The organism is Acinetobacter sp. 25-47-122 (assembly GCF_056779695.1).
Genome location: NZ_JBWYIJ010000002.1, coordinates 31,740 through 55,740 on the forward strand (window position 1 = coordinate 31,740; position 24,001 = coordinate 55,740).

At 39.0% G+C, this 24,001-nt stretch carries 21 protein-coding genes and 1 tRNA gene; 11 read left to right on the forward strand and 11 right to left on the reverse strand.

Annotated elements, in window-relative coordinates:
* Positions 1 to 28 precede the first annotated feature (28 nt).
* Positions 29 to 1,258, reverse strand: a complete 1,230-nt coding sequence (locus tag AC1M9P_RS01685) for a hypothetical protein (protein WP_481586565.1) — start codon at positions 1,256 to 1,258, stop codon at positions 29 to 31.
* A gap of 328 nt (positions 1,259 to 1,586) precedes the next feature.
* Here AC1M9P_RS01685 and AC1M9P_RS01690 point away from each other — a divergent pair, with 328 nt between their 5' ends.
* The 3 genes from AC1M9P_RS01690 (at position 1,587) to AC1M9P_RS01700 (ending at position 6,806) form a co-directional block, all read left to right on the forward strand.
* Positions 1,587 to 4,694 (forward strand): multidrug efflux RND transporter permease subunit, encoded by a 3,108-nt coding sequence (locus AC1M9P_RS01690; RefSeq protein WP_481586566.1) that lies wholly within the window; start codon positions 1,587 to 1,589, stop codon positions 4,692 to 4,694.
* A 158-nt stretch (positions 4,695 to 4,852) separates the two neighbouring features.
* Complete coding sequence (gene mgtE, locus AC1M9P_RS01695) at positions 4,853 to 6,190, forward strand: magnesium transporter (protein WP_416202015.1); 1,338 nt, start codon at positions 4,853 to 4,855, stop codon at positions 6,188 to 6,190.
* A 40-nt stretch (positions 6,191 to 6,230) separates the two neighbouring features.
* Positions 6,231 to 6,806, forward strand: coding sequence for a DUF4112 domain-containing protein (locus AC1M9P_RS01700; protein WP_035266953.1), 576 nt, complete (start codon positions 6,231 to 6,233; stop codon positions 6,804 to 6,806).
* Between the two features lie 60 nt (positions 6,807 to 6,866).
* Here AC1M9P_RS01700 and htpX read toward each other — a convergent pair whose 3' ends face one another.
* Positions 6,867 to 7,772 (reverse strand): protease HtpX, encoded by a 906-nt coding sequence (htpX, locus tag AC1M9P_RS01705; RefSeq protein WP_035266954.1) that lies wholly within the window; start codon positions 7,770 to 7,772, stop codon positions 6,867 to 6,869.
* A gap of 125 nt (positions 7,773 to 7,897) precedes the next feature.
* Positions 7,898 to 8,755 (reverse strand): lytic transglycosylase domain-containing protein, encoded by an 858-nt coding sequence (locus AC1M9P_RS01710; protein ID WP_416202016.1) that lies wholly within the window; start codon positions 8,753 to 8,755, stop codon positions 7,898 to 7,900.
* 514 nt (positions 8,756 to 9,269) lie between these two features.
* On the opposite strand from AC1M9P_RS01710, the gene ttcA reads away from it, so the two are divergent.
* Positions 9,270 to 10,193 carry a tRNA 2-thiocytidine(32) synthetase TtcA gene (gene ttcA, locus AC1M9P_RS01715; RefSeq protein ID WP_035266955.1) on the forward strand — a complete coding sequence of 308 codons (924 nt, stop codon included), beginning with the start codon at positions 9,270 to 9,272 and terminating at the stop codon, positions 10,191 to 10,193.
* A gap of 339 nt (positions 10,194 to 10,532) precedes the next feature.
* Complete coding sequence (locus tag AC1M9P_RS01720; protein ID WP_092765941.1) at positions 10,533 to 10,916, forward strand: SCP2 sterol-binding domain-containing protein; 384 nt, start codon at positions 10,533 to 10,535, stop codon at positions 10,914 to 10,916.
* Positions 10,917 to 10,963: 47 nt separating this feature from the next.
* Here AC1M9P_RS01720 and AC1M9P_RS01725 read toward each other — a convergent pair whose 3' ends face one another.
* A complete protein-coding gene (locus AC1M9P_RS01725) occupies positions 10,964 to 12,079 on the reverse strand; it encodes a transglycosylase SLT domain-containing protein (RefSeq protein ID WP_481586567.1) in 1,116 nt (371 codons plus the stop codon).
* A 366-nt stretch (positions 12,080 to 12,445) separates the two neighbouring features.
* Here AC1M9P_RS01725 and greB point away from each other — a divergent pair, with 366 nt between their 5' ends.
* Positions 12,446 to 12,940, forward strand: a complete 495-nt coding sequence (gene greB / locus AC1M9P_RS01730; protein ID WP_092765943.1) for a transcription elongation factor GreB — start codon at positions 12,446 to 12,448, stop codon at positions 12,938 to 12,940.
* Between the two features lie 90 nt (positions 12,941 to 13,030).
* Positions 13,031 to 13,120, forward strand: a tRNA-Ser gene (locus tag AC1M9P_RS01735).
* A 142-nt stretch (positions 13,121 to 13,262) separates the two neighbouring features.
* Here AC1M9P_RS01735 and AC1M9P_RS01740 read toward each other — a convergent pair.
* Both AC1M9P_RS01740 and AC1M9P_RS01745 read right to left on the reverse strand, forming a co-directional pair.
* Positions 13,263 to 13,961 (reverse strand): pirin family protein, encoded by a 699-nt coding sequence (locus AC1M9P_RS01740; protein WP_481586568.1) that lies wholly within the window; start codon positions 13,959 to 13,961, stop codon positions 13,263 to 13,265.
* 148 nt (positions 13,962 to 14,109) lie between these two features.
* A complete protein-coding gene (locus AC1M9P_RS01745; protein WP_035266970.1) occupies positions 14,110 to 15,339 on the reverse strand; it encodes a L,D-transpeptidase family protein in 1,230 nt (409 codons plus the stop codon).
* A gap of 205 nt (positions 15,340 to 15,544) precedes the next feature.
* Here AC1M9P_RS01745 and hemE point away from each other — a divergent pair, with 205 nt between their 5' ends.
* The 4 genes from hemE to AC1M9P_RS01765 all read left to right on the forward strand — a co-directional run bounded on the left by hemE (position 15,545) and on the right by AC1M9P_RS01765 (position 19,994).
* Positions 15,545 to 16,618, forward strand: a complete 1,074-nt coding sequence (hemE, locus tag AC1M9P_RS01750) for a uroporphyrinogen decarboxylase (protein WP_035266972.1) — start codon at positions 15,545 to 15,547, stop codon at positions 16,616 to 16,618.
* A 17-nt stretch (positions 16,619 to 16,635) separates the two neighbouring features.
* Entirely contained in the window at positions 16,636 to 17,436 is an 801-nt protein-coding gene (locus tag AC1M9P_RS01755; protein ID WP_481586569.1) for a DUF817 family protein, read from the forward strand.
* Positions 17,437 to 17,586: 150 nt separating this feature from the next.
* Positions 17,587 to 18,057, forward strand: a complete 471-nt coding sequence (locus AC1M9P_RS01760) for a DUF3015 family protein (RefSeq protein ID WP_481586570.1) — start codon at positions 17,587 to 17,589, stop codon at positions 18,055 to 18,057.
* A gap of 59 nt (positions 18,058 to 18,116) precedes the next feature.
* Entirely contained in the window at positions 18,117 to 19,994 is a 1,878-nt protein-coding gene (locus AC1M9P_RS01765; protein ID WP_481586571.1) for an Lnb N-terminal periplasmic domain-containing protein, read from the forward strand.
* Positions 19,995 to 20,039: 45 nt separating this feature from the next.
* Here the strand turns inward: AC1M9P_RS01765 and AC1M9P_RS01770 are convergent, their stop codons facing one another.
* From AC1M9P_RS01770 to trpC, 5 genes are all read right to left on the reverse strand, one after another.
* The gene (locus AC1M9P_RS01770) at positions 20,040 to 20,399 is read right to left on the reverse strand and encodes a cupin domain-containing protein (RefSeq protein ID WP_481586572.1); all 360 of its coding nucleotides are present in this window, start codon (positions 20,397 to 20,399) and stop codon (positions 20,040 to 20,042) included.
* A gap of 72 nt (positions 20,400 to 20,471) precedes the next feature.
* Positions 20,472 to 21,020 (reverse strand): GTP cyclohydrolase I FolE, encoded by a 549-nt coding sequence (folE, locus tag AC1M9P_RS01775; RefSeq protein ID WP_171076769.1) that lies wholly within the window; start codon positions 21,018 to 21,020, stop codon positions 20,472 to 20,474.
* A 94-nt stretch (positions 21,021 to 21,114) separates the two neighbouring features.
* Positions 21,115 to 21,798, reverse strand: coding sequence for a Smr/MutS family protein (locus AC1M9P_RS01780; protein ID WP_035266985.1), 684 nt, complete (start codon positions 21,796 to 21,798; stop codon positions 21,115 to 21,117).
* 120 nt (positions 21,799 to 21,918) lie between these two features.
* On the reverse strand, positions 21,919 to 23,010 hold the full coding sequence (locus tag AC1M9P_RS01785; RefSeq protein WP_035266988.1) for a calcium:cation antiporter: 1,092 nt from the start codon (positions 23,008 to 23,010) through the stop codon (positions 21,919 to 21,921).
* Between the two features lie 184 nt (positions 23,011 to 23,194).
* Positions 23,195 to 24,001 (reverse strand): indole-3-glycerol phosphate synthase TrpC, encoded by an 807-nt coding sequence (gene trpC / locus AC1M9P_RS01790; RefSeq protein ID WP_481586573.1) that lies wholly within the window; start codon positions 23,999 to 24,001, stop codon positions 23,195 to 23,197.

Here is a 24,001-nt window from a genome sequence, read left to right on the forward strand (position 1 = left end):
TTAACGAAGATGTTGAAGGGGGATAAAATTAATTCATTCTGGTCAGTGTAAATGTGCCTTCATCAGCTACGGTAAAGCTTAAACTTTGAGTAGAGATTTGTAATGGTAAGCCTAAATGCGCGTCTGTATCGGATAATCCAGCACAACCATTTGTATCAATGCTGAGGGGCGTGGTAACAAAGAGCTTGTTGTCGCGTAATTGATAACGACCATACTCAATACCAGGGCCACCACAAGGTCCGTCATATGGATCTGGTTGATCATCGCCAATAGCATCTACCATAATGAAAGTGTTATTAGAATTAAATACGAAAATTTGTTTACCACTTGAGGACTGCCATGCGCCTACAATTCCACTATTATTTCGAGGAACTCGCGTAAACTCTGCACTTTCATCAGGATTTTGAGCTTCAGAAATCTTAAGTACAGAACCGTCAAAAGATAGTTTCATTGAACGCGATTCCCCATGATCGAGAAGTCCCCAATCTTCATTGGTATCAATCACAGGCGTAGTACTATTTATTGAAGAAGCGTATAAACTTCCACTTAGGGCATCTAGATTTATTTTGGCGTATTCCATGCCATTTGAAGAACTATTAGGCTCGTTCGGGATTGGTTCACCGAGCATATATTCGCCATTCTCTCCAATAAATAACACAATTTCAGACTCATCATTTTTTGCATACCATACGCCTTGAATGTCTTTGAGCATTGAGCCGCTAAAATGTTCTTTAGCTTGCTCTTCACTGACTACTATATTGGAGGCAATTTCAGGAATATTGATAATTTGACCTTGAAGTCGCTCTCTAAAATCACTTGTCGTGTTGCTGAAATCAATCGCTGAAGGCGAGAGAGTTGAAACATCATCTGGGATTTGTATGGTCTCTTTATCCTCATCGATATCCAATGATTGTAAAAAAATCAGTAGATTGATAATTCTCTTGTTACGTTCATCTGTATTTAAATCTTCATCCACGAGTTCATTCGGTGTCACACGAGCTAAGCCTTGTACAGTACCAATTTCGATATCACCAATTTTAAATGTAATGACATCTCCATCTTGATATTCAAATTCCCCATTTGCATTGGTTTTCTTCGCATTGTCATTATTGCCATTCACGATATACGTCGCACCTGCTACTGGGCTGTCAGTAAGTATTCCTATTTTAATCTGATCATCATTTTTTGCGGATTTATCCGAACCACCACAAGCTGCTAAATAGGTGCTGAGCGCCAGTGTTAGAAGAGCTTTTTTCATCATTTCCCCCAAATCATTCGTATTTTTGTACCTCGAATATAGTTTTAAAAAATTGAATATGACTATCCTCAAATTGGGAGGGGGTGATGGCATTAATGCTGCGTAATTTTAGAAGTTTTTTACTTTTGAGAAATTGCGCATATTTTTTTCATAAGGATCAGATAAGCGGTTCAAGATAAAGGCTTCATATTTTCTTCTTAATTCGATCAATGTTGATCGTTTCTGTTATTAGTTCTTGTTTTTTTATTCATAGTCACTGAATATCAATTAAATTTTTATATATTTTAATGAAAACACTTTCTAGAATTCTTTTGACGGCTTAACGACTATGTTATCTAAGTTCTTTATTGAACGACCTATTTTTGCTGGCGTACTTGCGATTATTGTCATGGCAATTGGTATATTTGCGGTGATGAGCTTACCGGTAGAACGCTATCCTGATATTGCTCCGCCAAGAATTACTGTATCAGCAACTTACACAGGAGCTGATGCCGAAACAGTTGAGGAAAGTGTCACACAGGTCATAGAACAACAAATTAAAGGAATTGATAACTTACTTTATTTTAGCTCTACCAGTAATGCATCTGGAAATAGTCGAATTAGTTTAAGTTTTGAAAATGGAACTGATCCAGACACAGCACAAGTCCAAGTTCAAAATAGCATTAATGGCGTGATCAATCGTTTGCCTGAAGATGTGCAGCGTCAAGGGGTCAATGTTTATAAATCCTTAGGTGACACCTTTATGGTGGTGGGGTTATATGACACTACGAACCAAAGTAACAATATTGCGTTGTCAGATTATTTGGCTGATCACATTGAACCAGAAATTGCGCGTGTAGAAGGTGTTGGTGAGGTTGATGTCTTTGGTTCTCAATATGCCATGCGTATTTGGTTAGATCCGAATTTACTAAAACAATATCAGTTGATGCCTAGTGATATTCGTGCTGCAATTGAAGCACAAAATACACAAGTTGCTGCAGGTGGAATCGGAGATTTACCGACACTAGCAGACCAGTATCTTAATGCAAAAGTTACCGCTGGATCACGACTAAGAACAGTCGATGAATTTAAAAATATCATTGTCAAAGCGACCCCTGATGGAAGTTTTATTTATTTAAAAGATGTAGCACGCGTTGAGTTAGGTGCTGAAAATTATCAAGCTTTTAATACCATTAATGGATCACCTTCAGCAGGCTTGGCTGTTTCAATGTCCTCTGGTGCAAATGCTCTTGCAACCTCAGCTAAAATTAAAGAAGTACTTGAGGACATTAAGAAAAAACTTCCTGAAGGCTATCAAATTGTCTACCCACGAGATAACACGCCGTTTGTTCAAGAGTCCATTAAAGAAGTTGTAAAGACCTTAGTTGAAGCCATTATCTTGGTCGTGTTGGTCATGTTTATCTTTTTACAAAGCTGGCGCGCAACACTTATTCCAACGGTCACGGTTCCAATTGTTATTTTGGGCACTTTCGCCGTCTTATTTGCACTCGGAATGACCATCAATACGTTGACACTTTTTGCCTTAGTTCTTGCGATTGGATTGCTTGTAGATGATGCAATTGTGGTGGTCGAAAATGTCGAACGTTTGATGCATGAAAAGGGGCTATCTGCAAAGCAAGCGTCCATCTTATCTATGCAAGAGATGACGGGGGCTTTAATTGGAATTACAGTGGTGCTAACTGCAGTATTTATTCCGATGGCTTTTTTTACAGGATCGACAGGGGTTATATACCGTCAGTTTTCAATTACCTTGATCGCAGCCATGTCACTGTCATTGTTGGTCGCGTTAATTCTCACACCTGCATTGTGTGCGATTATTCTTAAACCCAAACAAAAAGAAACAAAATGGGCGAAATGGTTTAACGCAAAAATGGAATCATTACGATTGCATTATCTAAAGTGGGTTGAAAAAAGCCTGTCACTAAAATGGATCGTTTTAACCAGTTTTGCTGGGTTAATTGTGATTTTTGCTTTGTTTTATAAGTCGCTTCCAACCAGCTTTATTCCAAGTGAAGATCAAGGTTTTATCAGTGTCCAATTCAGTTTACCTGAAGGCGCACCTATGACAGAAAGTCAGCTTGTTGGTGAAAGTATTCGAGAGTATTTTCTTGAACAAGAAAAACAGAATGTTAGGTTGGTTCAAATTCGTTATGGACGAAATTTTTCAGGAACGGGTCAAAATTTAGGAACAGGATTTGTAGCATTACATCATTGGGATGATCGTCCGGGCGAGGCAAACTCTGCACAAGCCATTCGTGAACGAGCGATGGAGTTCTTTAGAAAAGACAGTCGCGCTCGGATTATGGTGAGCTTACCAGGTTCTGTAAGTGGTCTTGGCGATACCAACGGTATCGAGTTTTGGCTTCAAGATTTAAATGGACAAGGACGACAGTATTTAGAAGATCAATTTCAAGCGCTAGAGCGACAGGCAATCAACTTCACAACTTTTGAAAATTTGGGCAAACGCTCTAATCCAGATAAAGCCAAGTTGAAAGTGAATATCAATCAAAAATTAGTGATGGCGAATGGTCTTTCACAATCTGCGATTAATAGCACTTTGGCTGCAGCTTGGGGTGGTTCCTATGTGAACGACTTTATTGATCGCGGACGTATTAAACGCGTCATGATGCAGGGTGATGCCGAGTATCGTTCAAAGCCTGAAGATATCAATTTATGGTCTGTACGAAACAATCAAAATCAAATGATTTCATTTGGTAATTTTGCCACTGTGGATTGGGATGGAGGCCCTGATGTGGTGACTCGTTTCCAAGGTTATTCCGCGCTACAAATGGAAGCTGACACTGCAAAAAATGTGAGCAGTGGTGCTGCAATGCGTGATATCAAGTCTATGGTTGATCAATTGGACGGGGTTGGGCTAGCGTGGAGTGGATTATCGTTTCAAGAGCAACAATCGAGTACACAAGCCATTTGGCTTTATCTCATCTCTGTTGGCTTTATCTTTCTATGTTTGGCTGCCTTATATGAAAGTTGGTCGATACCTTCTGTTGTGATTGCTGCTATTCCATTGGGTATTGGCGGTAATATTATTTTTAGTAGTTTGGTCGGATTTCCAAATGATATTTACTTCCAAATTGCGTTACTTACGACGATTGGGTTGTCATGTAAAAATGCCATCTTGATTGTTGAATTTGCGGCAATGGCTCAGGAGCGTGGAGCTAACGCGATTGCTGCTGCTTTACAAGGTGCAAGTTTACGCTTACGTCCAATTTTAATGACTTCACTTGCTTTTGGTGCAGGGGTTATACCTTTGGTATTTGCATCAGGTGCGGGTGCTGCCAGTCGTCAAGAAATTGGTGTCAGTGTCCTTGGAGGGGTAATTTTCGGCACAATTTTAGTTCTTGTCTTTATTCCCTTTATGTTTGTTATCGTTCGGAATATTTTCAAATATAAATCAAAATCAGCATCTGAAACTTAATATGGTATCCGCAGTACAGCGAGTATGGTAATGCGGTTGATCTAATCCATTTTTAAATATCAGTCTTTGACAAGATCAATACGCACTAACATTTTCAATTAGTGTTAGCATGCCTTGCGTAATTCTAAACGATAATAAATGAAGCGATTATGGATCAAATTAAACAAGATCATAAAATTGAAGCATTACAACAAGCATTGATCAATTCTGATGTCGCTCAGATTGATCATATTGCGGATACGATTAATCCTGCAGATTTGGCTTTGTTTTTACAGCAATTAGAAATTGATCAACAAATACAACTTATCCACCATTTAGAAAACGCAGCATATGTATTTGAATTTCTGCCACTCAATCATCAAGTACAGTTGGTTAAAAAAATGGACGGTAAAAGTACAGTCCAGTTAATTGGTTCAATGCATTCAGATGCTCGAACTGATTTGTACAAAGCTTTACCGGATCAAATAAAAACATTTGTTTTTGCGAATTTAGATCGAGAAACAAAGCAGCAAGTTCAATCTTTGGCACTGTATGCTGAGGAAACGGCTGGTGCGATCATGACATCTGATTATGTCACTTTGCCATCAGACATCTCAATGCAACAAGCTTTAGAGATTTTGCGCCATTCCGCCAAAGATACTGAAACCTTATATCTGATCTATATTACCAATCAATTTCAGAAACTTGAGGGTGTAATTTCTCTTCGAGAAATTGTGCAAGCACCTTTGGATAAAACGGTACAAGAAGTCATGACCACTGAGGTCATTTACGGACGGGTGGATGAAGATCAGGAATCAGTGGCAAAAAAATTAAGCCACTATGATTTTATCGCCTTACCCATTTTAGATCATGATGATCATCTACTCGGTATCGTCACTTATGATGATGCTATGGATGTATTCCAAGAAGAATTTACCGAAGACTTTTTGAAAAGTGGGGCGGTAGAGCTTAAAGAAAATATCAGTATTCGTTCAGCACCAATATTATTGTTATTTAGACAACGTGTTTTTTGGCTAGTATTTCTGGTCTTTGGCAGCCTACTTTCGAGTATTGGGATCGCCCATTATGAAGACATCATTGCTGCGCATATTGTTTTGGTTTTCTTTTTACCGCTATTGGTTGGGAGTGGTGGTAACGCAGGCTCCCAATCTGCAACCTTGATGGTTCGAGCAATCGCAACTGGGGATGTAAAAACAAAGGATTGGCTTGTGTTGATTGGTCGTGAAGCGATGGTTGCTCTATGTTTGGGTGCAACGATGGCTGCAGCTGTTTCAATTCTTGGCTATATCCGTGGAGATATGATGGTCGCTTTAGTGCTTGCGATCAGTATGATGGGTATTGTCATGATGGGCTGTCTGATCGGGATGAGTTTACCATTTGTACTCAATAAATTAGGACTCGATCCTGCAAGCGCATCTGCGCCCTTGGTCACTTCAATATGTGATGCAACTGGTGTATTGGTCTATTTATTTATTGCTTCACAACTCTTATTCTAAGGCTATGACTGATGGAGTATCTTTGCAGGATGTTGCTTAAATGACAAATAAAAATAAATTAACCCAAGCTGAAGTCATCAAAATGGAACGCGATCTTGCCAAGTTCGCAAACATGATGGATTCCGTCGTAAGAATTCCATTCACTAAACAAGGGGTAGGGGCTGATGCAGCATTGAGTACGATTCCTGTGGCGGGTGACGTAGCTGGATTTGTACTTACGTGTTATGCAGTATTACAAGCTCGAAAAATCGGTGTGCCCCAATCTAAATTGAATGGCGTGCTTAAACTTGCTGTGATGGATGGTGTAGTAGGTTTAATCCCTGTTGCAGGTACACTCTTTGATGTGTTTATTCGACCGAGTCGCAAGGCTTTAGATGTGGTTCATGATCATATTCGTGAAGAGTATCAGATTCATTCAGACCATCATGTGGTACACCCATTTTTACATGAAAACTTAGAGCGTAAACAGCAGAACTCTGCCTTCTGGCGAAATCCTGTCGTGGCATGGATTTGGATTCATATTCCTGATTTACTGGGTCTTCTGTTTTTAATTATTTTTGGTGTTGCCTTATGGTTTGGTGTCACGTTCTTATGGCAATGGTTTCAATCTATTTAAAGTCTTATAGATTGAGTCCATTAAAAAAGCCTCCCTATGGAGGCTTTTTTTAGAAGCAGATTAAGGACAATCAAGTTGTTGTAATGCTGCTACACGTTGCTCAATTGTTGGGTGTGTTTGGAAGAGTGCAGCAAGGCTGAATCCTTCTTCACGACCTGATGAAATTGAGAAAGCTTTCATTTCTTTAGGCATTTGATCTGGCATTTCAGTTTCTGCTTGTAAGCGAAGTAATGCACTGATCATCGCTTGTTTACCTGCTAAACGCGCGCCAGCCTCATCAGCACGATATTCACGATAGCGAGAGAACCACATCACAATTGCCGAAGCAAGAATACCGAATACGATATCTAACACGATTGTAATGAGGAAATAGCTCCAGCCCGGTGCTTCACCTTCTTCACGACCAAATACGTTGCGATCTACAAAGTCGCCGACTATACGTGCGAAGAACATCACAAACGCGTTGACTACACCTTGGACTAAAGCAAGGGTGACCATGTCACCATTTGCAACGTGACCAATTTCATGCGCCAACACTGCACGTAATTCATCTTTATTCATGCGTTCCAATAAGCCTGTTGAAACAGCGACTAAAGCATCGTTTTTGTTCCAACCGGTTGCGAAGGCATTTGATTGATAAGATGGGAAAATACCAACTTCTGGCATTTTAATACCAGCACGTTGAGAAAGTTGTGCCACTTCATTGAGTAACCATGCTTCCGCTTGGTTGCGTGGAGCATTGGGATCAATTAACTCTGTACCTGTGGTTTTCTTTGCAATCCACTTTGACATGAATAGGGAGATTAAAGAACCCACCATACCAAAGACAAAACAGATCACAAGTAAATTGCCAAGATTCAAGCCACCCGCGCCATGGTAACTACCGACACCGAAGAGTGACAAGATTATGCCAGCTACCACCAGTACCGCGAGGTTGGTCAGCAAAAACAAACCAATCCGCATCATCGAGAAAATCCTCTTATAAATAAAATTTAATAAGCTTTTTGAATTAAAAAACCTAACTCAAATATGCTTTCGAATAGGGAAAATTTCAAGATAAAAATAAAAAATATAACGAAAAAAAATTGAGATTAATTCGAAATATAGATTTTCGCTGATGCTGTGGCATTATTTGTAGAATATGAACCAGCTGGTGCGTCAGTAAAACTGCCATCAGCGGCCACAATAATTTGGCGAGGAGGTGACTTTGGCTTAGCTGGTGCAGTCACTTGAGCTGATAAATTCTGATTGTTATAGCTCGGTGTACTTGACTTAGAAGATGCTGAAGCTGAATAACTATTGGTTGGATTTGAGCCTACACCATTGGCGTATAAATTATTGTAACGACTGAGTACACGTCTGACATAGTCTTGAGTTTCACGAAAGGGCGGTATTCCACCATATTTAGCAACATTTCCCTCGCCAGCATTATAACCCGCTAATGCCAATTGCGTATTGCCATTAAAGCGTTTCAATAGCCAAGCCAAATATTTTGCACCAGCGAAAATATTTTGTTCAGGATCATATGCATTATTGACATTAAATCGTTGTGCAGTCGCAGGCATCAATTGCATAAGACCCTGAGCACCAACAGGGGAGCGTGCATGTATATTAAAACCAGACTCGGTGTGCATCACCGCTTTAATGAGACCCTCAGAAATGCCGTGTCGTTGAGCTGCTTGGCGAATATAGCCATCAAAGGCATTTCGATTTTTACTATGGCTTGGGAGAACTGATGCTTCGTTGCTTCCCCAATTGCTGTAACTATGAATATTGCTGTCTGGATAGTAGGTTTTCTTTTCAACTTTAAGATGGTTGTATTTGTTTTTGCGGTTGGTCAGAACAGTAGTACCGTTTGAATCTTTCAGCTGATAGATTGTTTGACCTGCAGAAGCCTGTGGCGAGAATATTAGAAAATTCACACACCCAAATAACGCTATGACTTTTATTTTATTTGTAGTTTTCATCATTCGAACACTATTTTTGTCCCTAAATGATATGTGGGTGATTTTCTGCAATGGAGATGTCTCTCGACTATGTAATGTTTTTTAACAATTCGTTGTGAAAAAATCAAGTCTTAATTGTTGGCTTAATATCCAAAAAAATTATTTATTTTTATTTATAAACAACTGCTTGACACATATAAGTTATTGAATTTTAAGGATATAGAATAGTGGTTAAAAAATGATCAATCTGAGGGAAAGCACCATCTTATCTTGCCAAAACTTTGTCAACCCCTAAAAAGTCCACAATTTTATCCACAGGTTTTGTGGAAAACTGTGGAAAAGTCCAAAAGATAAGCAATTCGACTAAAAAATGAACCCAAGCGTCCATTTTAGATGCGTGAATAAGACAGTGTTATGAAAAAATAAAAATTAGATGTAAAAAACAGATTCTTTAGATGCGATTAAGCACTGAATCGGCTAAAATTGCGCAGTATTTTTTTTATGGTTAATGTCGTCTATGTACTCGCCAGTTGAATCCAACCAAGGATTTAATTTTAAGCCAGAGCCACCTACGAGTTCTGCATATTATCGTTTATTGAAAAAACTTCGTCGTCAAGTAGGTCATGCAATCCGTGACTACAAAATGATTGAGGATGGCGATAAGGTCATGGTATGTATTTCAGGTGGTAAAGATAGCTATACCATGCTGGACATTCTCCTGCAGTTTAAACGCATAGCACCAATCAATTTTGATGTTGTGGCTGTGAATCTTGATCAGAAACAACCCGGGTTCCCTGAGGATGTATTACCCCGTTATTTAGAAGAAAATAACATTCCGTACTACATCTTAGAAAAAGATACATATAGCATTACCAAAAAGCTTACACCTGAAGGTAAAACCTATTGTGCAGTGTGCTCACGCTTGCGCCGTGGTTCTTTATATGGTTTTGCTCAAGAAATTGGCGCGACCAAAGTTGCCTTAGGTCATCATCGTGATGATATTATGGCAACGTTCTTCTTGAACCTATTCCATGGTGGTAGTTTAAAGGCGATGCCACCAAAACTACTTTCATCGGATAAAAAGAATATTTTGATTCGTCCTTTGGCGTATGTTGAAGAGAAAGACATCATCAAATACGCTGAAATGCGCAAATTCCCAATTATTCCATGTAACTTGTGCGGTTCGCAGGAAAACTTACAGCGTGCAATCATCAATGATATGTTGCGTGAATGGGATAAAGCTCATCCAAAACGTTTACACAGCATTTTTGGCGCGTTACAGAATGTCTCGCCATCGCAATTGGCCGACCGAGATCTTTTCGATTTTGAAGCCTTAGATGGACAACGTGAAGTTGATTTTGATGTAACTTGTTCAACAGCCGAAGGGGACACACCAAATAAGCGTATTAGCATGGTCAATCTCGGTTTTGCTGCTGAATAACTCGTCTTAATTTAAAAAGCACTTTTCGAAGTGCTTTTTTTATTTCTTAGATTTTTACATTTTAATGAAGGTGTTGAGTCGATTTACAAAATGATGTTTTTTGTCACTTTAGGTCGTAGTACCGATACAAAAAATCATTGACAAACTTGTGAAAAAATAAAGATTTGATGATATTTAGACGAATAGTTTTATTTACAAAAAAAATCGAACGCCGAGTACAAAAAAACGTATCGCATTTGGAAAATATCATGCTATAACTCTCTCAAGCGTAAAGCTTCTACATGTTGTTATCTTGGATAGGTAACGCAATAAATTGAATAAATACATCGAGGAAAGAACATGCCTGCATTTTTAACTGATGATTGGTTTGCAAACGTTGAGAAACTTACAGCTGAAGCTGGTGATTTGAACTTACCACCATCATTAGCAAATCTAGCATTGAATCTTGTAGTAACAGGTAGCGAAGGAACGACTGAATTAGCGCTTGATAGCGGTAAGATCCAAAAAGGCGCTTCTGCGAATGCTAAAACAACTTTAAACTTAGATGCGGATACTTTACGCAAAGTATTCTTAGAGTTTGACATGGCTGCTGCTATGCAAGCATTTATGACTGGTAAAATCAAAGTTCAAGGCGATATGTCTCAATTGATGGCTTTACAAACAGCGAAGCCAAGCCAAGAACAAAAAGATTTGTTCAAAAAAGTTTTAGAGCAAACTACTTAAGACTTTTTAAACAAAAAAAAAGCTTACCTTTAGGTAAGCTTTTTTTGTTAAATACTCACCAAACTTGGTGTCGTTTTAATATGTTCTAAATAAGCACGAATACGAGTGACGTATTGGATCGCTTGCTTATAACGCGTATTGTGCGATTGATTACGGTAAAGAAAATCATATACCTGTATCCAATCATTCGGATTTTTTCCTTGGGCTTTTAGGCGCTTCATAATCGCATCTGTGGCACCTGGCCCCATATTGTAAGCCACGAGGGCATACCAATAACGATCATGTTTAGGAATGTAATCATATTTCGACATCATCAGATCAAAATACTTCGCACCACCTGCAATACTTTGAGCAGGATCAACACGATTCGACACACCCATTGCTTTTGCTGTGTTGTTGGTGAGCATCATGATGCCACGCACACCTGTGGGAGACACAGAATTCGGTTTTAAGAAAGACTCTTGATAACCTATCGCAGCGAGGAAGTGCCAATCTAAGTCGTATGTTTGGGCTGACTTCTTAAAGCTTGCTTTATAAATTGGCATACGTGTTTTCAGATTGCGCTGTATAGTATCCCAATCATCTTGTTTAACCACATTGCGGTTGTAGAAAGATGCCATTTGACGGATAGCACCATTTTGCTTGCTTTGACAAACAAAACCACTTGCAGTATCTGTTAAAGGATCAGCAGCATTTTTAAAAACCCAATTGATTTCTGGATTAAGTCCATTTTTGCGTAAGCTTTCAAGGTCACCACATGATGCGGAAAAACCTGTAAGATTCTTTTGCTCAATGGTCATGATCGATGCTGTGGTCACCGCAAAATGAGCTTTACCTTGCTGCACCATTTTCAAAGCGGCTTCATTACTTTGAACCGTTTTAAAATCGAGTTTTACATTTAAATTTTGAGCATAACTGCTCACCAAGTCATAGCCAAAGCCATGTTTGAAGTTACCGTCTTTAAAAACCACGGTGGGATTTGACACGGCCACCACTGTAAGTTTGTTCGAATTTACAATGGAGTTGTATTGGTTGTCGGTCTTTGTTGCATTTAATGCATGAAATGGGATAAATGCTGTAGCGAGGACCATCGCTTTAAACGAGAGAGAAGAAGTTAGTGAATTAAGGCAAAGCCTCGATCCAGTGTTTGAACTACTGCGCATGTTGTCTCCGCTACAAGTAATTTATGCCCAAAAAAAGCAAAAGCAGTACCGCCTTAAACTTTTATTTAAAGTTGATAAATTCAATTAGGGTGGGCGTCATGAACGTCATTCAAAATGACATGTGTGGGTGGATAAAATATTGAAGAAAAGATCTTCGTACAAAAAGTAATCAAGCTAAAACATGGGCGCATATTAATGGTCAATTTTACTCATGTCAAATTTTGTACAAAAAAAAATAAAAAACATGGTTTTAAGGTTTTGATTAATAAAGAGAAAAAACTTTATAAAATTTTTCCATGTAGAAATGCGGTATAAAATGTTGCAATGTGTCGCTATAACGTAAGCAAAATACTCATTTTATCGCCTATGAAATCGAATTTAATTACCCGAAGTGGGCATGACAAATTGGTCGCAGAACTACAATATTTATGGCATGAGGAACGACCTGAAATCACCAAAAAAGTGAACTGGGCTGCCAGTTTAGGTGATCGTTCTGAAAATGCAGATTATCAATACAATAAACAAATTTTACGAAAAATAGACCGTCGTGTTCGTTACCTCGGTAAACGACTTGAAGAGTTGCGGATTATCGATTTTTCTCCTGAACAAGAGGGCAAAGTATATTTTGGCGCTTGGGTAGACATCGAGAACGAGGAAGGACAACTAAAGACGATTCGGATTGTCGGTGTAGATGAAATTTATGATCATCATCCTCAACATATTTCAATAGATTCACCTATGGCACGTGCAATGTTAGGTAAGCAAGTAGATGATGAATTTGAGGTACATACACCCTTGGGGAAAAAAACATGGTTTATTAATTCAATTCGCTATGAAAAGCTCGAAAATTCAGCAAAATAGTGCTTTTTGATTTAAAAATAGGCAGGTGAGCAAAATTTCTTAGAAAAGTGTTTGCCAATTTTAAAAAATATTTATATGATAGCCGCCATTGGAAGCGTGGCAGAGCGGTTTAATGCACCGGTCTTGAAAACCGACGAGGGTGTGAGTCCTCCGTGAGTTCGAATCTCACCGCTTCCGCCAAATTTTTAAAAAGCCACTAATCATTAGTGGCTTTTTTTATTTTCTTCATATTCGTGCGATATTAAGACTGATATTTACTGTTTTATTTAATTTTTTGAGCAAGTCATAAAAAAACCACCCTAAGGTGGTTTCTCTACAGCGTTTAAGCCACTTTTTCTGGAAGATCGAACCAAATCACACGAGCATCTTCTGATGCTTCAATCTGCGCTGGATCAATAAATGCAATAGCATCTCCAGCATTCACAGTGTGTTCAGCGACTTGAATTGAACCACTAATCACATGTAGATAGCTGACATGTTGTGTTGGAACAACTTCAAGTGAATGACCTTTCTCCAAAACAGCTGTTTTAACCTCCGCATTTTGGCGAATATGCATGGGTGCTTGTTCTGTGGGCCCACAAATCAGATGCCATTTGTTCGGTTGTTCAGCAGGATCGAGTTGAATTTGTTGGTAATTCGGCTCTGCATTGCGCTGATTTGGAATAATCCAGATTTGCAGTAAATGAACTGTTTCATCACCTTGATTGATTTCACTGTGTTGAATGCCTGTACCAGCACTCATCAGTTGCCATTCACCAGCTTTGATATCACCGTGGTTACCCATACTATCTTTATGTGTAATCGCTCCCTGTAATACACAGGTGAGAATTTCCATATTGTCGTGTGGATGTGTACCGAAACCTTGATGACCAGCAATGAGATCATCATTAATGACACGGAGAGCACTGATGCCCATGTGGTTAGGGTCATACCAGCTCCCAAATGAGAAGCTGTGTTTGGATTCTAACCAACCCATTTTTACATGACCACGTGATTCACTGCGATGTAAATAAGCATTCATGATGATGCTCCTTTCATTATTCTTAAAGATGATGTTATTTTAATAGTTTAAAATGAATAAGATAGTGGATTAGGACAACGTATCGTTCTAATTTTGAAACGTAAAAAGGATAAAAAAGCCTGCTTGAAGCAGGCTTTTTAAAATTAGATTATTCTAAGAATTTTACGGTAACGCCAGAACGAACTTTATTACCCAAATCATTCGCATCCCAGTTGGTTAAGCGGATACAACCGTGTGAAGCTGTCTTTGAAATACTTGATGGATTAGGTGTGCCGTGAATACCGAACGATTTTTTGCTTAAACCGATCCAGATATTACCTACAGGGCCATTAGGACCAGGTGGTAATGAAAGTGGCTTCAAGTTTTTACCTTGTACAAAGTTACTTGGTGAATAGCTATACCAAGGGTTTTTCGCTACGCCAGTAATTTTGTATGTTCCTGTCGGCGATGGAGTGTCAGCACTACCGATGGTTGCTGGGAATGAACCAACCATTTGGTTTTGTTGGTTAAACAAATAAAGTTGTTTAGCGCCTTTATGTGCCACGATTAAATGAATATTTTCTGGAAGTTCATTGCGAATGTTGGTCACAATAAGCTTTTCACCCGCTTTCTTAAATGTCGCTTTAGGATTTAGTTTCTTGAGAAACTCTTCATCCATATGGAATTTTTCAGCCAGCATTTCACTTACACGAGTGTAATAAAGACCTTTCATTTTCGCTTGTAAAGCATAGTCATGAGGAATTGAGGCTGCATAAGGACCTTTTAGGTCTGCTTCAGTAATCGTATATTCAACATAAGCAGGTTTACCAGCTTGGCGTGCAACTAGAGCATCCCAAGTTTCTTTCGTCAAAACACCTGTAGCCTTTAAGCCATTCATTTGCTGGAATGAAGCAATTGCTTTAAGTGTATTTTTTCCACTTGTACCGTCAATAGCACCTGGTGAAGCATGTGAATTATTTAACATTACATGTGCACGGGCATATACAGGGAACTGACCTTTGCCAATATTTTCATACCATTCAGCATTATTCAGACTGTCTAGCGTCCATGAATTTGCTGTAGCAGGTGCTGATGTAGATGGAGCTGGATTTGTCACTGCTGAAGATGCAGGTGCACTGCCAATGTCCGCAGTGCTATCCTCAGTTCTTTCTAGGTTTTGAAGCGTATCTGCAGCTTGATTTAGATCATTTTGCTCTTGCTGGCTAATTTGGGCTTCAGAGCTAGATTCTACCGCGAGAGGATCAATTGGATCTTGAATAGTATCTAAACTCGTTTTTGTAATTGGAGAAAGCGGTTGTTCAGCAGTACCAGAAGCAGCCAATGCAGTTCCAGACATAATACAACTTAAACTCAAAGCAAGAATTGAGCGAACGAACATGTAATTCAACCTTAAGAATTATTCATATTGATTTATAAAAACACGGACAAAGTATTGCAGAAAAAACACGGATATGCAGTATTTGTTTTGTTTAAATCAAATAAATTCCGATAGTCTCAATCTTTATTTTCATTCTAACTAAATACTTTAAAGTGCAGCTTTTTGGTATGATTAATGGAATTTCAATTTTGCATCGAGAAAGTAAATGACGACCTTAAAAAATGATCGTTTTCTGCGTGCCTTATTACGTGAACCTGTGGACTGCACGCCAGTTTGGATGATGCGTCAGGCTGGTCGATATTTACCTGAATATCGTGCGACACGTGCAACTGCGGGTGATTTTCTTTCTTTGTGCAAAAATAATGACTTTGCTTGTGAAGTGACTTTACAGCCGCTTCGTCGCTATGACTTAGATGCAGCCATTCTATTTTCAGATATTTTGACTGTTCCTGATGCTTTGGGCTTAGGACTATATTTTGAAGCAGGGGAAGGACCAAAATTTAAGAAAACAGTCCGTACTGAACAAGATGTAGCCCAATTACCAAAAATTGATGCTAAATCGGACTTAGACTATGTCATGAATGCAGTGTCGACAATTCGCTCAGCATTAGGTGGTCAAGTACCGCTAATTGGGTTTTCTGGAAGCCCATGGACACTCGCAACTTACATGATCGAGGGTGGGTCGAGTAAAGATTTCCGTTACACCAAGCAAATGATGTATGCACAACCTGAAGTTTTACATGCCTTGTTAGATCATTTGGCTGATTCAGTCATAGATTATTTGAACGCACAGATTGAGGCAGGTGCGCAGGCGATTCAAATTTTTGACAGTTGGGGGGGGGCACTCGCACATCGAGAATATCAAGAATTTTCACTCAATTATATGCACAAAATCGTGAAAGGTTTAAAGCGTGAAAATGATGGTCGCAAAGTACCAGTAATTTTATTTACCAAAGGTGGTGGTCAATGGTTAGAGCCTATGATCGCAACTGGCGCTGATGCGTTTGGACTGGATTGGACAACCCCTTTAAATGTTGCACGTCAAACTGTTGCTGGTCGCGCTGCCCTACAAGGTAATTTAGACCCTGCAACATTATATGGCTCTCCTGCGAGTATCGAAAAGTCAGTAAAACTAATGCTCGATGATGCCTATGCTGCTGGTGAAAAAACGGGTTATGTTGCAAACCTTGGACACGGTATCACCCAATGGGTAGATCCTGCGAATCCTAAAGTTTTCATTGATACGGTACATGAGTACAGCGCAAAATATTTAGGCTAAACATTTAGGATGAATGTGTGAGCTTTTTAAAATCATTGTTTGAGTTTCATTATAAGGCAGCATCCGCTGCCTTATTTGGTATTTTATTACTGCTAGCCTTTGCTTTGACGGCTTCGATAGGGCATCAAGAATATTATGGATTGTACCGATACGACTACCTCTTGATTTATGCAGTGGTTATTCAGGTCTGTTTACTGCTTTTAAAGTTAGAGTCGTGGGCTGAAGCCAAAGTTATTGCAATATTTCATATGTTGGCAATGGTCATGGAGATTTTCCTGACACATCCACAGATTGCATCATGGCAATATCCGCAACCTGCGGCATTTAAGATTATGACCGTACCACTTTTTGCGGGATTTATGTATTCTGCCGTAGGCAGTTTTTTTGCTCGTTCACTCAGGCTCTATCGCGTAGAAATTGAGAACTTACCTAGTTTTTTCAATATGATGAGTTTAGCGATCTTGTCCTATTTAAACTTTATGACGAAGTTCTTTATCCCAGATATACGATACTTATTGTTTGCATCGAGCGTGTTGATATTTTGGAAAACTAAAATAACGTTCAAGCTTAAATATCATGAGATGACCTTGCCAATGCTTCCTGTGCTTTTGTTGTTGGCATTTATTATTTGGATTGCTGAAAATATCAGTACTTTTTATCAAATTTGGTTGTATCCAACGCAAGTGGAACAGTGGCATATGGTGGGATGGGGGAAACTTGGTTCTTGGTATCTCCTACTAATGCTGAGTTTAGTATTGGTGTTAAAAATCTTAGGTGAACGTAATTCACAGGGTTTGTGGCGATTGAAGGGCGAATAAGTTAATTCATCAAAAAAACTCAATACTTGATGGCATTGGTAAGATTTGTTTTGCGTTCTTGGCTTGATATCGCTATGTTAAAGAAGTTCGTAAAAGAACAAAATTGGAACAATAAAGAACACTTGAGCACATCAAGTTTGGAGTGATGTTATGTATAAAAAATTAGCTTTAGCTGCGGTATTGGCAGTAGGATCAACAGCTGCATTTGCTGACCGTGATGTTGGTTGTGGTATCGGTTCACAAGTTTGGGCAGGTCAGTCTGGTAAAGTTGCAAAAATCTTAGCAGGTACGACCAACGGTTTATTTGCTAACCAATTATTCGGTATTACTTTCGGGACGTTAGGCTGTAGTGGTACAGGTACAGTAACAGCACAAGCAGTAACATTTACAAATGAAAATTCCGAAGCTCTTGCACGTGATATGGCGGTAGGTGAGGGGGAAAGTCTTAACGTCCTTGCAGAGCTTCTGAATATTAAATCTGAAGATAAAGCACGTTTCTTTGCAGTATCAAAAGAAAATTTCTCTGAAATTTATTCAGCGGACAATCAAGATGCATTCCAAGTCCTTGCATCTCTTCAAACTGTTATGTCTCAAGACGAAGTTTTAAAAGCTTACGTTTAATTGCGAAAACCCTGTCTTATGGCGGGGTTTTTTTGTTTCATCATTATTAAGTTCATTTTATGAAATTTGCTTTTTTTTCTGCCTTGATTGTCAGTAGCTTTCTGACACATGCATATACTTCTCCAGTTGAACAATATATTGCACAAGCACAACACCATAAGCTTGATAAAAATAAAACTTGGCAAAGATTAATGTATGCACATCAAGCGAAGAGTGAAGTCAGCTATTCAGGATTTTTTTTTAGTGCAAATGGTGCAGATAATTTAGAAGATGAGCTGAATGCAAATATTCGTGAATTATTTATAGATCGAGGACAAGATCAATCCATTATATGTCGTTTCCCAGCTCGCTCTGCATGGTTAATAGAACAACTGAAAATAAAACAAGAGGAGCTTCCTAAAGCAGATTGTCCTGCTCTAGAGGAATGGATTGGACAGATTAAACCGTATCAAGCAACATTGATTTATGCGACAGATTTCATGGGAAATCCAAGTTCGATGTTTGGTCATACCTTGCTACGTCTTGATCCTAAAGATCAAAAAGAGCTTAATCTTATTTCTTATGCAGTCAACTACGCTGCGACGGTCGAAAATAGTGATAGTTTTTCTTTTGCTTGGAAAGGCTTAACGGGTCAATATCCAGGTGAATATTCGTTAATGCCCTACTATCGAAAAGTAAAAGAGTATGGTGATTTCGAAAGCCGTGATTTGTGGGAATACGAATTAGCATTAAACCCAGAAGAAACCACACGTTTAGTACAACATATCTGGGAGTTAAAGCATGTCCAATTTCCCTATTATTTTATAAGTGATAATTGTGCCTACCGCTTATTGGGACTCATTGATTTGGTAAAACCCGATGCCAATCTACAAGCACAGTTTAGTCATATTGCAATTCCAGTCGAAACCATCAAAGCGGTGCAGCAGCAAGGCCTCATTAAAGATACTGTTTATCGCCCAGCACTTGAAACGCAGTTACTTCATCAAGCAAAACAACATGGTAATGACTTAGCACATTCGGCACATCAATTAACGCTGGTGCAACCAGCACAAATGCGTGAATTTTTAGCTCAATTTACGGCCAAGGATCAGGCGCGTATTCTTGAGATGGCATATGATCATTTGTATCTACAGCTCATTTCTCAAAAAATCGAAGCGAGTATTGCGCAACCTAAAATACGACAAATTTTGAGTTTAAGAAGCCAACTTCCTGTTGAAAAACAACGTACTGAAGTGGCAAGACCACGAATTGACCCTGTGGATGGGCATCATGCTCGAAAAACATCGATTGAATTTGGACGAGTGCAGGACGATACGTTTGTGCAGATCAACCATCGACAAGCCTATCACGATTTATCTGATCCTCAGGGTGGATACCGACTTGGAACACAGTTGAAATTTTTTGAGGGAAGTCTCGAGTTACGGAATGATCAATTCAAGTTGGCTGATTTAGATCTTTTAGAAGTGAATTCTTATAATCCAATTACGCCTTTTAAGACGCCGTTGAGCTGGGGATTTGGATTCGGTTGGAAGCAAATCTCAATTGATGATTCTGGAAATTTCAGTGATACCGAGCAACATGGTGTTTTGAATCTATCAACACAGTTTGGATATAGTTGGGCAGATGCAGATCGTGAACAACTGTGTTATGCGCAGATGCAAAATCATATTCAAGCTGGAAAAAGTTTAGAAAAGGGTTGGAGATTGGGGCTAGGGCCAACTGTAGGTTGCCAAAGTTTATGGTCAGATCGAGTGAATAGCTTAGTGCAAATTGAAATCCCTTTTTGGGAAGATCAGCAGGCTTGGCAGCTCGGACTACGATCCTCAGTTCAGTATGCACTTAACTCGCAAAGTGCTATCTCTATTCACTGGAATTATCAATTACAAGAACAGCATGATTGGCATCAAACTAGTTTAGGATTTACACGCTATTGGTAAATACACAGTACTAGGAAGTACTGTGTTGAAAGGAGAAGCTTGTTTTTAAACGATTACATTCACATAGTACTTTTTCACTTTCTCAACGACTTCAAATGTTCCAATGAATCCTGGTGGTATTACACCTGCTTGACCTGCAGAAACTTCGATAAAGTGATTTTTACTTTGAATGTGGATGCGAACTTTTCCTTCTATAATTTGAAAGAATTCTTGTTTATTGTCGGCAAATTGAATATTCCAAGCACCAACTTCACATTCCCAAATCCCACATTCCATATGCTCGTGTTCATAAAGACTGTAGGTGTGACGTTCGGGATTGCCTTGGACGAGACGATCAGGACGCGGGAAGTCGACTGATTTTTCTGCGTGTTGTTGACCTTGACCTGCAACATGAAGAGATGTCATATATTCACCTTAAGAAATTGAGCCTTGGAATACGGTCTAAAAAAAACCTCAACAGGGTTGAGGTTTTATGAATTAATAACTTTCTGGAACAGCGCTCAGAAACTCGCGACGTTCATCTTTGTTAGTTTTAAAGTCCCCAACAAATGATACTGTACGAGTAGTTGACTCTTGTTTGCCTACACCACGCATCATCATACACATATGTGCTGAATCAATGACAACAGCTACGCCTCTAGCACCAGTCACTTGAGCCACAGCTTCAGCAATCTGTTGAGTTAGATTTTCTTGAATCTGTAGACGACGGGCAAACATTTCAGTAATACGTGCAAATTTAGATAAACCTAAAACTTGACCTTCTGGTAAGTAGGCAATATGCACACGTCCATAGAACGGCAGTAAATGATGTTCACAAAGCGAATAGAATTCGATGTTCTTGACCAAAACCATTTCACGGTTGTCTGAAGGGAAGACCGCATTGTTGGTCACTTCTTCAAGCGTTTGGCTATAACCTGACGTCAAATACGAAAAAGCTTTAGCAGCACGCATTGGTGTATCTTTAAGACCAGGACGAGTAAGATCTTCGCCAACGGCAGTTAAAATGTTGGCGTAGGATTGCTGCATAGACATAAGACGTGTTCACTTACACAGATGTTGAACAAGGACGGCATTGTATCAGAAAACGATTACAATGCCGTATATTCAGAAAAAATTCCGATTATTGAGTAAATTTTGGATTCTTTTCTGCACGTTTAAGCAGAACTAAGACCGCGCCAGTGCCACCTTGTTTTTCAGGCGCACTGACAAAAGCCAAAACATCACGATGTTGTCTGAGCCAACTATTAACATAGGTTTTTAAAACAGCTTCAGGGCCTTTACCATGAACAATTTTAATGACGTTTTGATTTTGCTCTTTCGCCATCTGAATAATTTGCAATACAGCTGAACGTGCTTCTTCTACGGTACAGCCATGCAAATCAACTGCTTCAAACCAACGTAAATTTCCAGCTTTCAGATCTTCAAATACTTTATGTTGTAAGGTCGCAATTCGATAACTGAGACTAGCCTGACTGCCAACTGGATTGAGCATGGCTTGAGTATCAGACATCACAGTTTCATCAGTATGCATTGGACCTTCAGCAGCAGCACGTTTTGCTAAGGTTTGAGCATCCAATTTCTTTTTTAATGGTTTCTCAATTTTTGCAATATTGCCATGATCAATTTTTTGAACACCTTGCATCTGCTGACGAAAGAGTTCTAAATCTTCCTCATGCTCTTGTTCAACCGTCTTTTCAATAGGTTTAGGAGCTTCAACACGAGGAGCAGGATTACTGATTTGTTTCTTAAACTGTTTCAGTAAATTAAATTGATCTTTTGATAAAGAAGAATCATGTTTACTCATAACGTGTTTGTAACTTTAAAGTGGAAGATGAATGAATGTGATTATAATCCGAAAACCCCTCAACTTTGTAGTGAGGAGTATTTAAGTTGATTTTAACAGGTTAAATTAAGTGGAGATAACTTAAGGGACAAAGCTAAAAAATAGGTATGTGGCAAAAATACACAGATGTACAATGCCTGGCAAAATGGTGGTGTATCCAGTACGCAGAGAATTTGAAACAACAAAAAGTGATAGTACGAGTAATGCTAATGATTTTGCATCTAAACCTAACTCGAGTGTCCAGCCCATGCCGATCGCAAAAAAAGCCACCACAGGAATCGTAAGTCCGATACTTGCAATTGCAGAACCTATGGCTAAATTTAAACTTGATTGAAGCCGATTTGCTTTTGCTGCACGAATAGAAGCTCCAAACTCTGGCAGTAATACAATTGCTGCAATTATGATCCCAAGGGTCGCTAACGGTGCGCCAAACTGAGTCAGTAGGCTTTCAAGTGTTGGAGAAATTCCTTTTGCTGACAATACCACAGCAATCAAAGAGACGATCAGCATTATTAAGCTGATCATGACAGTATGAATACTAGGAATGAAGACATCTTCTTCTACAGCATTCTGATCGACTTCTACTGGTAGGAAGTAGTCACGATGACGTACAGTTTGGAAAAAAGTAAACGCTGAAAATAATATCAAAGTAATGATGGCGATAAAAAATAATTGTGAATTGTTGTAGCTGCCAATAGCTGGTGAGTTAGTCACATAATTTGGCAATACCATGGCAATAACAATAATGACGGTCATGGTGCCTAAAGCAGCAGTGACACCTTCTAAATTAAAGCCTTGAACTTGATGTTTAGTGGCACCTAATAATAAGCTTAGACCAATGATTGCATTTAAGATGATCATCACCGCTGCAAAAATCGTATCACGTGCAAGCCCCATGGCTTCAGGACCACCTGACATCATCATTGAAACAATCAGTGCAACTTCGATAATCGTGACGGATAATGCCAACACTAACGTACCAAACGGTTCTCCTACTTTATGAGCAATAACTTCTGCATGATGCACAGCAGTCACTACACTGCCAATCAGACCAACACAAAGTAATGTGACAATAAATGGAAAGCTTGGAACAAGATGATATACACCCAGAATAACCAGTGAAACTATAGGTATAGCAATGGTCCATGTGGGATTAAAGCGATTCGTTTTCATAAGATTATGTTCTATTTATTGTTGAAAAATAATGATAAGTGTTTGATGGTTTATTAATCAAATTTATTTTGAATTTGTTCTAGCTATTGTTGTTGGAATTAATGGAGGCAAGAATGGATTCGGGAATCCATTCTTATCAGGTCTAAAGCTTAGAATTTGAAAACCTTACCGCAGAATATTAGAGTTAAATATTCTGAGGTTCGCCAAATAATGCTGTAAAGGCATGATCAGGACGAGGCTGTTTCATAAAACTTTCACCCACAAGGAAAGTGTGAATGTCATTTTCTTGCATCATGGTGACATCCGCTGAGGTTGCAATGCCGCTTTCCGTCACTAATAAACGAGATGGTGCAAGTTGTTTTTTTAGACGAATTGATGTGTTCAAATCAACATCGAAAGTTTTTAAATTACGATTATTAACGCCTAATAAACAACGATCTGATAATTTGAGAGCACGTTCTAGTTCATATTCATCATGCACTTCAACCAGTACATCTAAATGATGTTCAAATGCAGTTTTCGACATTTCCTCAAGTTGTTGATCTGAAAGACATGCAACAATGAGAAGGATACAGTCTGCATGCAATGCACGAGCTTCAATCACACCATAAGGATCGATTAAGAAATCTTTTCTTAGTGCAGGCAAATCACAGTGAGAGCGAGCAATATGAATGTTCTCATCGGCACCTTGGAAGAAATCAATATCTGTAAGTACTGATAAACAAGCTGCACCCGCTGATTGATACTGTTCAGCTATTTCAGCAGGATTGAAGTTTTCTCGAATAATGCCTTTAGAAGGAGATGCTTTTTTGATTTCAGCAATGACAGCAGGACGTTTGTGTTGTAGTGCTTGAGCAAAACCGCGAACAGGGCTAGCGGCTTGAGCGAGTTCTTCGACGTCCTTATAACTACGTTGTTTTAATCGTGCAGCAAACTCTTCTTGTTTACGGTCAACAATTTTGCCAAGAATAGTATTCGCGATATCTAACAT

What these genes read in the sequence shown, in the direction of transcription:
- AC1M9P_RS01685 (WP_481586565.1), bottom strand. Translation starts at nt 1,258, where the DNA reads ATGAAAAAAGCTCTTCTAACACTGGCGCTCAGCACCTATTTAGCAGCT.
- AC1M9P_RS01690 (WP_481586566.1), top strand. Translation starts at nt 1,587, where the DNA reads ATGTTATCTAAGTTCTTTATTGAACGACCTATTTTTGCTGGCGTACTT.
- AC1M9P_RS01700 (WP_035266953.1), top strand. Translation starts at nt 6,231, where the DNA reads ATGACAAATAAAAATAAATTAACCCAAGCTGAAGTCATCAAAATGGAA.
- htpX (WP_035266954.1), bottom strand. Translation starts at nt 7,772, where the DNA reads ATGATGCGGATTGGTTTGTTTTTGCTGACCAACCTCGCGGTACTGGTG.
- ttcA (WP_035266955.1), top strand. Translation starts at nt 9,270, where the DNA reads ATGTACTCGCCAGTTGAATCCAACCAAGGATTTAATTTTAAGCCAGAG.
- AC1M9P_RS01720 (WP_092765941.1), top strand. Translation starts at nt 10,533, where the DNA reads ATGCCTGCATTTTTAACTGATGATTGGTTTGCAAACGTTGAGAAACTT.
- AC1M9P_RS01725 (WP_481586567.1), bottom strand. Translation starts at nt 12,079, where the DNA reads ATGCGCAGTAGTTCAAACACTGGATCGAGGCTTTGCCTTAATTCACTA.
- greB (WP_092765943.1), top strand. Translation starts at nt 12,446, where the DNA reads ATGAAATCGAATTTAATTACCCGAAGTGGGCATGACAAATTGGTCGCA.
- AC1M9P_RS01740 (WP_481586568.1), bottom strand. Translation starts at nt 13,961, where the DNA reads ATGAATGCTTATTTACATCGCAGTGAATCACGTGGTCATGTAAAAATG.
- AC1M9P_RS01745 (WP_035266970.1), bottom strand. Translation starts at nt 15,339, where the DNA reads ATGTTCGTTCGCTCAATTCTTGCTTTGAGTTTAAGTTGTATTATGTCT.
- hemE (WP_035266972.1), top strand. Translation starts at nt 15,545, where the DNA reads ATGACGACCTTAAAAAATGATCGTTTTCTGCGTGCCTTATTACGTGAA.
- AC1M9P_RS01760 (WP_481586570.1), top strand. Translation starts at nt 17,587, where the DNA reads ATGTATAAAAAATTAGCTTTAGCTGCGGTATTGGCAGTAGGATCAACA.
- AC1M9P_RS01765 (WP_481586571.1), top strand. Translation starts at nt 18,117, where the DNA reads ATGAAATTTGCTTTTTTTTCTGCCTTGATTGTCAGTAGCTTTCTGACA.
- AC1M9P_RS01770 (WP_481586572.1), bottom strand. Translation starts at nt 20,399, where the DNA reads ATGACATCTCTTCATGTTGCAGGTCAAGGTCAACAACACGCAGAAAAA.
- folE (WP_171076769.1), bottom strand. Translation starts at nt 21,020, where the DNA reads ATGCAGCAATCCTACGCCAACATTTTAACTGCCGTTGGCGAAGATCTT.
- AC1M9P_RS01780 (WP_035266985.1), bottom strand. Translation starts at nt 21,798, where the DNA reads ATGAGTAAACATGATTCTTCTTTATCAAAAGATCAATTTAATTTACTG.
- AC1M9P_RS01785 (WP_035266988.1), bottom strand. Translation starts at nt 23,010, where the DNA reads ATGAAAACGAATCGCTTTAATCCCACATGGACCATTGCTATACCTATA.
- trpC (WP_481586573.1), bottom strand. Translation starts at nt 24,001, where the DNA reads ATGTTAGATATCGCGAATACTATTCTTGGCAAAATTGTTGACCGTAAA.